We start from the raw sequence: 12,808 nt of genomic DNA, 5'->3' as shown, positions 1-12,808 counted from the left end.
GAACAGCAGGGCCCCGACCTTGTCGGCGATGGCGCGGAAGCGCGGGAAGTCCAGGGTCTTGGAGTAGGCGCTGAAGCCGGCGACGATCATCTTCGGCTTGTGCTCGACGGCCAGGCGCTCGACCTCGGCGTAGTCGATCAGGCCGTCGGCGCCGATGCCGTACTGCACGGCGTTGTACAGCTTGCCGGAGGAGGACACCTTGGCACCGTGGGTCAGGTGGCCGCCGTGGGCCAGGCTCATGCCGAGGATGGTGTCGCCGGCGTTGATCAGGGCCAGGTACACGGCGCTGTTGGCCGAGGAGCCGGAGTGCGGCTGGACGTTGGCGTAGTCCGCGCCGAACAGCTGCTTGGCGCGGTCGATGGCCAGCTGCTCGACCACATCGACGTGCTCGCAGCCGCCGTAGTAGCGCTTGCCCGGGTAGCCTTCGGCGTACTTGTTGGTCAGGCCGCTGCCCTGGGCCTGCATCACGGCCGGGCTTGTGTAGTTCTCCGAGGCGATCAGCTCGATATGTTCTTGCTGGCGGCGCTCTTCGGCGGCCATGGCATCGGCCAGGGCCGGGTCGTAGCTGTTCAGGGTCAGGCTTTTGTGGAACATCGGGTCGATCCTTTTTTGGGCGCGCCCGCCGGGCGGGCGTGCCGAGAGCGTTGGGGGTTCAGCGTTGTACGTTTGCGCCGGCGGCGCGGCCATCGCGGGCGAAGTATTCCTTGGTCAGCTTGACCACCATGGGGCTCAGCAGCAGCAGCGACAGCAGGTTGGGCAGCGCCATCAGGCCGTTGAGGGTGTCGGCGACCAGCCAGGCGAAGTCCAGCTGGGCCACCGCACCGAAGGGCACGGCCAGCACCCAGAGGATGCGGAACGGCAGGATCGATTTGGTGCCGACCAGGTATTCCCAGCACTTCTCGCCGTAGTAGCTCCAGCCGAGGATGGTGGTGAAGGCGAAGACCACCAGGGCGATGCTGAGGATCGCGCCGCCGAAACCGGGCATCGCCGACTCGAAGGCCGCGGCCGACAGGCCGGCGCCGCTGGCGCCACTGGTCCAGGCGCCCGAGGCGATGATCGCCAGGCCGGTCAGGGTGCAGATGATCAGGGTGTCGATGAAGGTGCCGAGCATGCCGATCAGCCCCGAACGTACCGAACTGTGGGTGGTGCCGGCTGCCTGGGCGATGCCGGCGGTGCCCAGCCCCGCCTCGTTGGAGAAGATGCCGCGGGCCACGCCGAAACGGATCGCCGCCATCACCGCGGCGCCGGCGAAGCCACCGGTGGCGGCAGTCGGGGTGAAGGCGTGGGTGAAGATCAGGCCGAAGGCGGCCGGGATGGCCTCGCTATTGACGATCAGCACTACTATGGCGGCGACCACATAGGTCACGCACATGGTCGGCACCAGGGTCGCGGCGACCGCGCCGATGCGCTTGATGCCGCCGAGGATCACCAGGCCGACGAAGACCATGGCGACCACGCCGGTGAGCCAGGACGGCACGCCGAAGGTATCGCTCAGGGCGTGGGCCATGCTGTTGACCTGGACCATGTTGCCGATGCCGAAGCCGGCCAGGCCGCCGAAGATGGCGAAGGCGGTGCCGAGCCACAGCCACTTCTGGCCAAGTCCGTTCTTGATCGCGTACATCGGCCCGCCGACGTGCTCCTTGCGCTCATCGGTCTCGCGGTAATGCACCGCCAGCACCACCTCGCAGTACTTGGTGGCCATGCCGACCAGGGCGGTGCACCACATCCAGAACAGCGCGCCGGGGCCGCCGAGGAAGATCGCGGTGGCCACCCCGGCGATATTGCCGGTGCCCACGGTGGCGGCCAGGCAGGTCATCAGCGCCTGGAACGGGCTGATCTCGCCGCTGGCCTCGTCGTCCTTCTTGCGCCCCTGCCACAGCAGGGCAAAGCCGGCGCCTATCTTGGCCAGCGGCATGAATTTCAGGCGCAGCATGAGGAACAGTCCGGTGCCGAGGATCGCCACCAGCATGGGTGGACCCCAGACCAGGCCGTTGAGTTGATTGGTCAGGTTGTTGATGAATTCCACAGTGAGCACCTCGTTCTTGTTGTAAGTGCACGGGTTGCCCCGTGTCGGTTAAGGGCTGGTGCGCGCGCTGGGCGCGAAGGAACTGGCCGTGCGGCTGGCTGCCGCCCGGAGGGCATCGATGAAAAGGGGAGTTCCCGGCCCGTACGGCGTGCGTCATGGGCGTCAGCACAGGGCGCGCAGCGAGGGGCCGGGAACGCGTGGCCCTCTCCCAGGCGGGAGAGGGCGTGACGGCTTAGGCCTCCTGGTAGGCCTCGATGGACGGGCAGGCGCAGACCAGGTTGCGGTCGCCGAACACGTTGTCGACCCGGCCGACCGGCGGCCAGTACTTGCCGTCGACCAGCGAGGCGACCGGATACACGGCCTGCTCGCGGCCATAGCCGTGGCTCCACTCGCCGACCAGTTCCAGGGCGGTGTGCGGGGCGTTCTTCAGCGGGTTGTCGTTGGCATCCAGGTCACCACGTTCGACCGCGCGGATCTCTTCGCGGATGGCGATCATGGCGTCGCAGAAGCGATCCAGTTCTTCCTTGGATTCGCTCTCGGTCGGCTCGATCATCAGGGTGCCGGCGACCGGGAAGGACATGGTCGGGGCGTGGAAGCCGAAGTCGATCAGGCGCTTGGCCACATCGTCGACGCTGATCCCGGAGCTGTCCTTGATCGGGCGGATGTCGAGGATGCACTCGTGCGCCACCAGGCCGCCTTCGCCGCTGTAGAGCACCGGGTAGTGCTCTTCCAGGCGACGGGCGATGTAGTTGGCGTTGAGGATCGCCATCTGCGAGGCGCGCTTGAGGCCTTCGCCACCCATCATGCTGATGTACATCCAGGTGATCGGCAGGATGCTGGCGCTGCCGAACGGCGCGGCGCTGACCGCGCCTTCCTTGCGCGCCATGTTGGCGTGGCCGGGCAGGAACGGGATCAGGTGCGCCTTGACGCCAATCGGGCCGACGCCCGGGCCGCCGCCGCCGTGGGGGATGCAGAAGGTCTTGTGCAGGTTCAGGTGCGACACGTCGCCGCCGAACTGGCCCGGGGCGCAGAGGCCGACCATGGCGTTCATGTTGGCGCCGTCGATGTACACCTGGCCGCCGTTGTCGTGGACGATCTGGCAGATCTCGCGGATGCCTTCTTCGAACACGCCGTGGGTCGAGGGGTAGGTGATCATCAGCGCGGCCAGGCGCTCCTTGTGTTCCTCGGCCTTGGCCTTGAGGTCGGCGATGTCGACGTTGCCGCGGGCGTCACAGGCGGTCACCACCACGCGCATGCCGGCCATGCTGGCGGTCGCCGGGTTGGTGCCGTGGGCCGACTGCGGGATCAGGCAGATGTCGCGCTGGTCGTCGCCGCGGCTGCGGTGATAGGCGCGGATCGCCAACAGCCCTGCGTACTCGCCTTGGGAACCGGCGTTGGGCTGCAGGGAGACGCCGTCGTAGCCGGTGGCGGCGCAGAGCATGGCCTCCAGCTCGTCGGTCAGCTGCTGGTAGCCCTGGCTCTGTTCGCTCGGGGCGAAGGGGTGCAGGTTGCCGAACTCGGCCCAGGTCACCGGGATCATCTCGCTGGTGGCGTTGAGCTTCATGGTGCACGAGCCCAGCGGGATCATGCTGCGGTCCAGGGCCAGGTCCTTGTCGGCCAGCTTGCGCAGGTAGCGCATCAGCTCGGTTTCGCTGTGGTAGCGGTTGAACACCGGGTGCGCAAGGATGGCCGACTGGCGCAGCAGAGTCTCGGGTAGGCGCGCGGCGACGCTGGCGGCCAGCTCGTCGAAGTCCGGCAGGTCCTGGCCGTCGGCGAACACCGCCCAGAGCGCGGCGACGCCGGCCGGGGTGGTGGTTTCGTCGAGCGACAGGCCCAGGCGCTCGGCATCGATTTCGCGCAGGTTGATCCCGGCGGCGCGCGCCTTGGCGTGCAACGCGGCGGTCTTGGCCCCGGTGGCCAGGGTCAGGGTGTCGAAGAAGTGCTGCTGCTCGACGCTATGGCCGAGCTTGGCCAGGCCCTGGGCCAGGATCGCGGTCAGCTGGTGCACGCGCTGGGCAATCTGGGTCAGGCCCTTGGGGCCATGGTAGACGGCGTACATGCTGGCGATGTTGGCCAGCAGCACCTGGGCGGTGCAGATGTTGCTGGTGGCCTTCTCGCGGCGGATGTGCTGCTCGCGGGTCTGCATGGCCAGGCGCAGGGCCGGCTTGCCGAAGCGGTCGACCGAGACACCGACCAGGCGGCCCGGCATGTCGCGTTTGAAGGCTTCGCGGGTGGCGAAGTAGGCGGCATGCGGGCCACCGAAGCCCAGTGGCACGCCGAAGCGCTGGGCACTGCCCAGGGCCACGTCGGCGCCGAACTCGCCCGGCGGCGTGAGCAGGCACAGGGCCAGCAGGTCGGCGGCCACGGCGACCAGGGCATTGGCGGCGTGGAAACGCTCGACCAGCTCGCGGTAGTCGAAGAGGTCGCCGTTGCTCGCCGGGTATTGCAGCAGGGCGCCGAAGTAGGCGCTGGCGTCGCCGATCTCGCGCTCGTCGCCGATCACCACCTCGATGCCCAGGGGCTCGGCACGGGTGCGCAGCACGTCGAGGGTCTGCGGGTGGCAATGCTGGGAGGCGAAGAAGGCGTTGCTGGCCTTGTTCTTCGACAGGCGCTTGCAGAAGGTCATGGCCTCGGCCGCGGCGGTGGCTTCGTCGAGCAGCGAGGCGTTGGCGATCGGCAGGCCGGACAGGTCGCTGATCAGGGTCTGGAAGTTCAGCAGCGCTTCCAGGCGGCCCTGGGAGATTTCCGGCTGGTAGGGGGTGTAGGCGGTGTACCAGGCTGGGTTTTCCAGCAGGTTGCGCAGGATAGGCGCCGGCGTGTGGGTGCCATGGTAGCCCTGACCGATGTAGCTGGTGAACTGCTGGTTCTTGGCGGCGATGGCCTTGATCTTGGCCAGGGCATCGGCTTCGCTCAGGCCTGCGGTCATTTCCAGCACGGCGCTGCCCTTGATGCTTTCCGGGATCACGCTGGCCATCAGCGCGTCCAGCGATGGGTAGCCGAGCACCTCGAGCATGGCGGCTACGTCGGCATCGCGCGGGCCGATGTGGCGGGCGATAAACTCGTTGTGCGTGGTGAGTTCAGTCATGGAGCGACCCTCAGGCGTCGTCATTGGCTTTGAGCAGGCGGTCGTAGCCGGCTTGGTCGAGCAGTTCGGCGATGGCGTCGGCGTTGCTCGGGCGGAAGCGGAAGAACCAGCCCTTGCCCAGCGGATCTTCGTTGACCAGCTCCGGGCTGCCTTCCAGCTCGGCGTTCACTTCGACGACTTCGCCGTCCAGGGGCATGGCGATGTTGCTGGCGGCCTTCACCGACTCCAGCACGGCCACTTCGGCGCCCGCGGTGTAGGACTGTGCGTCCGGCAGCTGCACGAACACCACATCACCCAGTGCTTCTTGAGCGTAGGCGGTGATGCCAACGGTAACCAGGCCATCGGCGTCCTGACGCAGCCATTCGTGATCGACAGTAAAACGCAACTCGCTCATGTGGACTCCTCAAGTAGTCAGACTCGCCCGGTTCTTGTTTAGGCGATGATCAAGGGGCTCGTGCCGGGCAGCGAGCGCTCTTGCGGAGAACAGGTAGCAAGTGCGATGCCATTGTTGTTTTTTGCTTTTAAAATCAATTACTTAAGTGTTTTTGGCGGTTGCTTGCTCGTGACTTTCCGTATCGAAATCGATACAGGTGGCCGTACAACGACCACCTGGGGCGCTGGATGTCGCGGGATGACAGGTCGACGTCGCATGTGTAGCGAAATCAGTACGCTGTAGTGATTTCGCTACGACGCCTGGGCGGAGCGGTTGTCCGGGCGGGCGACAGGCCCGCGCGGCGCGGGTCAGGGGCCATCAACGCCTGCAGCAAGCCGCTCCCGTGCGCTGCCCGCCGGGGTATTCATCCACCCAATAATGGACCATCTAGGCCACCCATCGCGGGCGGCAAAGCGCTGGCGCAGAGGGCTGTTCACTCTTTCGGGCGACACGGCGAATACCTCTTTCGGGCGCTTATCCGCCAGTGGGCGACTGGGTAGCGTGAAGTCTCAACACGCAAACACGCTTTCCAGGAGAGCCGCATGAGAACAACAACAAGGCATGCCGTCTTCCAGCCCTGCGCACTGGCCGTTGCCGTCGCCCTGGGCTGTGTCGCGCCGGTCCAGGCGATTACTTTCAATGTGGGGGAGGTCGAGGGGCAGTTCGACTCCTCGCTGTCGGTCGGCGCCAGCTGGGGAGTGCGCGACGCGGACAAGGATTTCGTCTCGGTGGCCAGCGGCGGCAGAGCGTCCTCGCGCACCTCGGATGACGGCCGCCTGAACTTCAAGAAGGGCGAGACCTTCTCGAAGATCTTCAAGGGCATCCACGACCTCGAACTGAAATACGGCGATACCGGCGTGTTCGTGCGCGGCAAGTACTGGTACGACTTCGAGACCAAGGACGAACACCGCCAGTTCTATGACATCGACGACCACAACCGCAAGAATGCGGCGCAGGCCAGTGGCGCGGAGATCCTCGACGCCTTCGTCTACCACAACTACAGCATCGGCGATCTGCCGGGCAGCGTGCGGGTCGGCAAGCAGGTGGTCAGCTGGGGTGAGAGCACCTTCATCCAGAACTCGATCAACTCGATCAACCCGGTCGACGTCGCCGCCTTCCGCCGCCCCGGCGCGGAGATCAAGGAAGGCCTGATCCCGGTCAACATGCTCTACCTGTCGCAGAGCCTGACCGACAGCGTCAGCATGGAGGCGTTCTACCAGCTGGAGTGGGACCAGACCGTCATCGACAACTGCGGCACCTTCTTCTCCACCACCGATGTGGTTGGCGATGGCTGCGAGGACCGCCTGGTAGTGTTCGGCCCGGACCTGCCGCCGGGCGAGTCGACCAACTCGTTCGTCGACAATGCCTACATTCCCCGTGCCGGCGATCGCGATGCGCGCGACAGCGGTCAGTACGGCCTGGCCCTGCGCTGGTTCGCCGAGCAACTGAACGACACCGAGTTCGGCCTCTACGCGATGAACTACCACAGCCGTAACCCGGTGTTCAGCACCATCCGCACCACCACGCCGAACTTCGCCACCTTTATTCCCGGTGCGCCGAACGCGCGCTACTTCATCGAGTACCCTGAGGACATCCGCCTCTATGGCCTGAGCTTCCAGACCAACGTCGGCGGCACCGCCCTGTCGGGTGAAATCAGCTACCGGCCGAACATGCCGATGCAGATCAACTCCACCGACCTGTCCTTCGCCGCCCTGGGCCTGCCGTTCAATCCGGTATTCGAAAGCGGCCAGGCCAACAACGTTGCCAGCGCCGATATCCACGGTTACGAGCGCAAGCCCTTTACCCAGGCGCAGATCACCGCGATTCAGTTCATCGACCGGGTACTCGGCGCCAGCCGCCTGACCCTGGTGGGCGAGGTCGGCTACAACCACATCGGCGGCATCAAGGATGACCCGAGCGAGTTGCGCTTCGGCCGTGACCCGATTTTCGGTGCCGGCGAGTTCAGCGTGCCCGGCGTCTGCGAGGCGTTCAACTCGGCCAACCCGGACGAGTGCCAGGGCGATGGCTTCTACACCAGCAACTCCTGGGGTTACCGCCTGCGCGCCAGTGCCGACTACAGCAACGTGTTCGCCGGCGTCAACCTGACCCCGAGCATCGCCTGGTCGCATGACGTCGACGGCTACGGGCCGAACTTCAACGAAGGCAGCAAGGCCGTCAGCCTTGGCCTGAACGCCGAGTACCAGAACACCTACACCGCCAGTCTCAGCTACACCGACTTCTTCGGCGGCGACTACAACACCATCACCGACCGAGACTTCGTAGCCCTGAGTTTCGGCGTGAACTTCTGATCAACGACGCGCAAAGGATCCGTATTCGATGAAAACTACAAGAATCCTGCAAACCGGTGCGCTGGCGCTGACCCTGCTGGCGACCAGTGTGATGGCCGCCGTCTCCGAGCAAGAGGCGGCGCAACTGGGCACCAGCCTGACCCCGCTCGGCGCGGAAATGGCCGGCAATGCCGATGGCAGCATCCCGGCCTGGACCGGCGGACTGCCGACCAACGCCGGAGCGGTCGATAGCAAGGGCTTCCTCGCCGACCCGTTCGCCAGCGAGCAGCCGCTGTTCACCATCACCGCAGCCAACGCCGCGCAATACCAGGACAAGCTGTCGGCCGGCCAGCTGGCGATGCTCAAACGCTATGCCGACAGCTACAAGATTCCGGTGTACCCGACCCACCGCAGCGCGGCGCTGCCCGATGAGATCTATGCCGCGGCGAAGCAGAGCGCGCTGAACACCACCCCGGTGGATGGCGGCAACGGCCTGCAGAACTTCGCAGGCAGCCGCTACTACGCCTTCCCGATTCCGAAGTCCGGGGTCGAGGTGGTGTGGAACCACATCACCCGCTACCGCGGCGGCAACGTGCGCCGCTGGATCACCCAGGCCACGCCGCAGACCAATGGCTCCTACAGCCTGGTCAAGTTCGAGGACGAGGTGGCCTTCCCCGCGGACATGCCCGATCTCGACCCGGCCAAGGCGAGCAACATCCTGCTGTATTTCAAACAGCGGGTGACCGCGCCCTCGCGCCTGGCCGGCAACGTGCTGCTGGTCCACGAGACCATCGACCAGGTCAAGGAGCCGCGCCTGGCGTGGATCTACAACGCCGGTCAGCGCCGTGTGCGGCGTGCCCCCCAGGTCGCCTACGACGGCCCGGGTACCGCCTCGGACGGCATGCGCACCGCCGACAACTTCGACCTGTTCTCCGGCGCACCGGACCGCTACGACTGGAAGCTGGTGGGTAAGAAGGAGATGTACATCCCCTACAACAGCTACAAGCTCGACTCGCCGGCGCTGTCCTACGATGACGTGATCAAGGCCGGCCACATCAACCAGGACCTGACCCGCTACGAGCTGCACCGGGTGTGGGAAGTGGAAGCCACGCTGAAGTCGGGTGAGCGGCATATCTATGCCAAGCGTCACATGTATTTCGACGAGGACAGCTGGCAGTTGGCGCTGGTCGACCATTACGACGGTCGCGGCCAGCTGTGGCGCGTCGCCGAGGGCCATGCGCAGAACTACTACAACCACAAGATCACCGGCTACACCCTGGAAGCCCTGTACGACATCGTCGCCGGTCGCTACCTGGCTCTGGGCATGAAGAACGAGGAAAAATCGGCCTACGACTTCGGCTTCAAGGCCAGTGCCGCCGACTACACCCCGGCCGCCCTGCGCAGCTCCGGGGTGCGTTGAGCGACCCCGTTACATCGTGACTCCATGACTGGCGGCCTGCGGGCCGCCTTTTTTATCGGCCATTATCAGGGGCGCTGATGCACTTGTGCCTGGCCGGCAGGGCGGACTAGCCTGTCTCGCACAGTCTTCAGCATAAGAACAATGTCCGCCGTTATGACTGCTTATGCCCCCTCCGGCGTCGTGGGCCTGCCGTTCTGCGGCAAGACCCTGCTGCCGCGCCAGCCCCCAGGGCACCTGCCGCGCGAGCAACTGCAGCGCCGACTGCTGGCGCGCGAGTGCCGCCTGCGCCTGCTGATCGCCCCGGCCGGCTTCGGCAAGTCGGTGTTGCTGGCCGACTGTGCCCGTGCCTGTCCCCCCGAATACACCCCGGTCTGGCTCAACTGCAGCGGCCAAGTGAGCTCGCCCGAGGCACTCTGTCGCCAGTTGGCGCTTGCCCTCGGCTATCCGCCCGAGCTTGACGAAGCCGCCTTGCAGCACGCGCTCGAGCAGGAGCGGCGGGCCCTGTGGATCATGCTCAACGACTATTCGCGCGAACCGCAAGGGGACCTGGACGCCTGCCTCGATCGCCTTGTCGGCGTGGCGTCAGACTCGATCAGCTGGTGGCTGGGCAGCCGGCGGCGGCCGGCCTGCAACCTGCCGCGGCTGATGCTGGAGGGGGAGCTGTTCGAACTCAATGCAGCCGATCTGGCCTTCAGCCAGGAGGAGGTCGCCAGCTGGCTGGCGCTGGAGGGCGATGAGCACGGTGCCTGGGCCGAGCCATTGTATGTGCAGACCGCTGGCTGGCCCGCGGCCTTGCGCTTGCGCCTGCTGGCGGCGCAGGGTGAGCGCAGCGGCCTGCCGTTGTGCGAGGAACACAGTGCGCTGCTGCGCGACTACCTCGAGCATGAGGTGCTCCAAGGCCTGCCGGCCGATCTCGAGCAGGCGCTCGGCCAGCTGGCGCAGATACCGCGGTTCAGCGCCGAGCTGTGCGAGCACCTGCTGGGCGTGGGCGAGGGCGCGGCCTGGCTGGAGGCATTGCGCGCCCGCGGCCTGTTTATCGTCGAGGTGGAGGGAGCTGCCGACTGGTATGAAGTGTTCCCGCCCTTTGCCCTGCTGATGCGCCGGCGCGCCCGCAGCGAGCCCTGCAGCAGCCTGCACCTGCACGCCAGTCAGTGGTTCGCCGCGCGCGGCGAGATACGGCCGGCGGTGGAGCATGCACTCAAGGGCGGCCAGCCGGACGTCGCCGCCAGTTTTCTCGAACGTTATACCGAGGAACAGTTGCTCCAGGGCCAGGAGCTGGCGCAGATACTGTGCTGGCGCAACGAGTTGCCGGACGGCCTGCTGAGCAGCACGCCGCGGCTGATTCTGCTGAATGCCTGGGCCTTGCTGCTGGTGGGCCGGCTGGATGAGGCGCTGGCCTGCGCCGACCAGCTGCAGCGCTTCCAGCCGCGTGCCGATGGCGAGCGACTGCGCGAGTTGTTTGCCCAGTGGCAAGCCATCCAGGGCATCGCCGCCTACGGTCGCGCCTGTCCCGAGCAGGCGCGTGGCCACTTGCTCGAGGCATTGGCCGTGCTGCCGGAGCGCGCCTGGAGTCAGGCCCTGTTGTGCCGCTCGGTGCTGACCCAGATGGCCATCGGTGAGGGGCGCCTGGAGGAGGCCCAGCGGCTCGGCTACGAGGCCCTGAAGCAGGCGCGCCTGCATGGCAGTGCGGTATTCGAGGCCCTGCTGGAGCTGGATCATGCCTTGTTGCTGGAGGCCCGTGGCGAGTTCGCCCGCGCCGAAAAACTGTTGCAACGGGTGGTCGAGCAACTGGACCTGCAATTGCTGCGGCAAACCCCGGTGTGGGGCCGGATATTGCTGCGCCTGGGGCGTCTGGCCCTGCGCCAGGGGGCGCTGGCGGATGCCGAGCGGCACTTGCAGGACGGCCTCGAACAGGCCCTGCACTTCGGTGATCCGGGGGCGTTCCACGGTTATCTGGGCCTGGCCGAGCTGGCCGCGGGTCGCGGCGACCTTGCGGACGCCTTCGCCCGGCTGGCCGAGGCCGAGCGGCTGATGCAGCGCCAGTGGGTGGCCGATACCCTCTATCGCGGCGTGCTGCTGCTCGCCAGCAGTCACCTATGGCTGCGCCAGGGGCACCAGGAACGGGCGCGCGAGGCGCTGACCCGGGTGCTGAACTACCTGCGGCGGGCCCAGTCCGAACTGCCGCCGCCGAATTTCCCGGAACTGCTGCCGCGCCTGCAGCATCTGTTGCTGCGCCTGGACCAGGCGCAGGGCGTGGACGTGCGCCAGGGGCTGGCGCAGCTGCTGGAGGATGCGCTGGTTCGCGGGCGCCAGGCTTTGGCCTGCGAACTCTGGCTGAGCCATGCCGAAGCCTGCGCGGCCTGCGGCGACGAGGCCCAGGCCAGCCGCTCGCGCGAGGCGGGGCAGGCGCTGCGGCGTAGCCTTAATTATCAGTGCCTGTGGTTCGAGGCCGAGGCCGGCTTGCCGCCGCAGGGAGCGCCGGCGAGCGGCGGAGACACCCCCTTGAGTGGACGCGAGGTGGCGGTATTGCGGCTGATCGCCCAGGGCTGCTCCAACCAGGAAGTGGCCGAGCAGCTGTTTATCTCGCTGCACACGGTCAAGACCCACGCGCGGCGGATCAACGGCAAGCTCGGCGTTGCCCGGCGTACCCAGGCGGTGGCGCGGGCCAAGGCGCTGGGGCTGCTCTAGCCACTCAGCCGTTCAATGCAGCGCCGGGGTGTCGGTCAGCTGGCGCAGGCGCTCGCTCAGCAGCATGCGCTGGGCCGGGTCGTCGCACAGCAGCAGCGCCCGCTGCAGGTCGTAGCGCTCGCCACTCGGGCACTCCAGGCGCTGGTACAGCTCGGCACGGGCCAGGTGGTCGGCCACCATGGGCGCGCCCAGCTGCAGCACCCGGTCGGCATCCTTCAGCGCGGCCAGGTAGTCCTCGGCCAGGTTGTGCAGTTCGCGCAGGTTGCGCGACAGCCGCTGCAGCATGCTGCGCGCATCGCAGCTCAGCAGGTGGCTGGCGGACAGCTCGCTGGCGGAACCCGGGTAGCGCGCGAGCAACTCGCGGCAGTCGCGCGGGTACAGGCGCCGACCGCCGCAGGGGTCGAGCAGGTGATCGGCGCCCGGCACGCGCAGGAGGAAATACCCGGGAAAGTTCACCCCTTGCAGGGGAATGTCCAGGCGCCGGGCCAGCTCCAGGGCGATCAGCGCCAGCGACAGCGGCTGCCCGCGCCTGTGCTGCAGCACCTGGTGCAACAGCGCGGCCTGGGGCGGTGGCGGGCTGCAGTCGACCGCGCGGAAGTCCAGTTCACTGAGGCGACGCAGCAGCGGTTGCGCCAATTCCGCAGATGGCAGGTTGGGCAGGGCCACGGCGACCTGTTGCTGCAGGTCGCCGAGCTCGCGCAGCAAGACGGCCGGTTGCAGCGCCGGGTCATGTTCGACGGCGATCCACAAGGCCGCCTCGAACAGCGCGGGTGGTTCCCGCTCGAGGCAGGCAAGACAGCACTGGAACGGGTCCATGGTCATCTCCGATGCAGCTGGCCGGTGTCGCTCGTTCGCCAGAATCCTGTCG

8 protein-coding genes are annotated in these 12,808 nt (G+C 66.9%); 3 read left to right on the top strand and 5 right to left on the bottom strand.

The window, feature by feature from the left end:
• The 4 genes from AB5S05_RS04820 to gcvH form a co-directional block, all read right to left on the bottom strand.
• A partial coding sequence (locus AB5S05_RS04820) for a PLP-dependent aminotransferase family protein (RefSeq protein WP_500179784.1) occupies positions 1 to 594 on the bottom strand: 594 nt, incomplete at its 3' end.
• Between the two features lie 58 nt (positions 595 to 652).
• Positions 653 to 2,026, bottom strand: coding sequence for an alanine/glycine:cation symporter family protein (locus AB5S05_RS04815; RefSeq protein WP_500179782.1), 1,374 nt, complete (start codon positions 2,024 to 2,026; stop codon positions 653 to 655).
• A gap of 232 nt (positions 2,027 to 2,258) precedes the next feature.
• Entirely contained in the window at positions 2,259 to 5,111 is a 2,853-nt protein-coding gene (gene gcvP / locus AB5S05_RS04810; protein WP_369286330.1) for an aminomethyl-transferring glycine dehydrogenase, read from the bottom strand.
• A gap of 10 nt (positions 5,112 to 5,121) precedes the next feature.
• Positions 5,122 to 5,505: a glycine cleavage system protein GcvH gene (gene gcvH / locus AB5S05_RS04805; protein WP_369286329.1), complete on the bottom strand. Its 384-nt coding sequence runs from the start codon at positions 5,503 to 5,505 to the stop codon at positions 5,122 to 5,124.
• 581 nt (positions 5,506 to 6,086) lie between these two features.
• Here gcvH and AB5S05_RS04800 point away from each other — a divergent pair.
• The 3 genes from AB5S05_RS04800 to AB5S05_RS04790 all read left to right on the top strand — a co-directional run bounded on the left by AB5S05_RS04800 (position 6,087) and on the right by AB5S05_RS04790 (position 11,940).
• The gene (locus AB5S05_RS04800; protein WP_369286327.1) at positions 6,087 to 7,853 is read left to right on the top strand and encodes a DUF1302 domain-containing protein; all 1,767 of its coding nucleotides are present in this window, start codon (positions 6,087 to 6,089) and stop codon (positions 7,851 to 7,853) included.
• A 28-nt stretch (positions 7,854 to 7,881) separates the two neighbouring features.
• Positions 7,882 to 9,252, top strand: coding sequence for a DUF1329 domain-containing protein (locus AB5S05_RS04795; RefSeq protein ID WP_369286326.1), 1,371 nt, complete (start codon positions 7,882 to 7,884; stop codon positions 9,250 to 9,252).
• A 153-nt stretch (positions 9,253 to 9,405) separates the two neighbouring features.
• Positions 9,406 to 11,940, top strand: coding sequence for a LuxR C-terminal-related transcriptional regulator (locus AB5S05_RS04790; RefSeq protein ID WP_369286325.1), 2,535 nt, complete (start codon positions 9,406 to 9,408; stop codon positions 11,938 to 11,940).
• A gap of 12 nt (positions 11,941 to 11,952) precedes the next feature.
• Here the strand turns inward: AB5S05_RS04790 and AB5S05_RS04785 are convergent, their stop codons facing one another.
• Complete coding sequence (locus AB5S05_RS04785) at positions 11,953 to 12,756, bottom strand: SirB1 family protein (protein ID WP_369286324.1); 804 nt, start codon at positions 12,754 to 12,756, stop codon at positions 11,953 to 11,955.
• Between the last annotated feature and the right edge of the window lie 52 nt (positions 12,757 to 12,808).

The sequence above is a fragment of the Pseudomonas zhanjiangensis genome (assembly GCF_041027545.1).
Lineage (GTDB): Bacteria > Pseudomonadota > Gammaproteobacteria > Pseudomonadales > Pseudomonadaceae > Aquipseudomonas > Aquipseudomonas zhanjiangensis.
This window is presented reverse-complemented; position numbering and strand designations above follow the sequence as displayed.

What these genes read in the sequence shown, in the direction of transcription:
- AB5S05_RS04800 (WP_369286327.1), top strand. Translation starts at nt 6,087, where the DNA reads ATGAGAACAACAACAAGGCATGCCGTCTTCCAGCCCTGCGCACTGGCC.
- gcvH (WP_369286329.1), bottom strand. Translation starts at nt 5,505, where the DNA reads ATGAGCGAGTTGCGTTTTACTGTCGATCACGAATGGCTGCGTCAGGAC.
- gcvP (WP_369286330.1), bottom strand. Translation starts at nt 5,111, where the DNA reads ATGACTGAACTCACCACGCACAACGAGTTTATCGCCCGCCACATCGGC.
- AB5S05_RS04785 (WP_369286324.1), bottom strand. Translation starts at nt 12,756, where the DNA reads ATGGACCCGTTCCAGTGCTGTCTTGCCTGCCTCGAGCGGGAACCACCC.
- AB5S05_RS04795 (WP_369286326.1), top strand. Translation starts at nt 7,882, where the DNA reads ATGAAAACTACAAGAATCCTGCAAACCGGTGCGCTGGCGCTGACCCTG.
- AB5S05_RS04790 (WP_369286325.1), top strand. Translation starts at nt 9,406, where the DNA reads ATGACTGCTTATGCCCCCTCCGGCGTCGTGGGCCTGCCGTTCTGCGGC.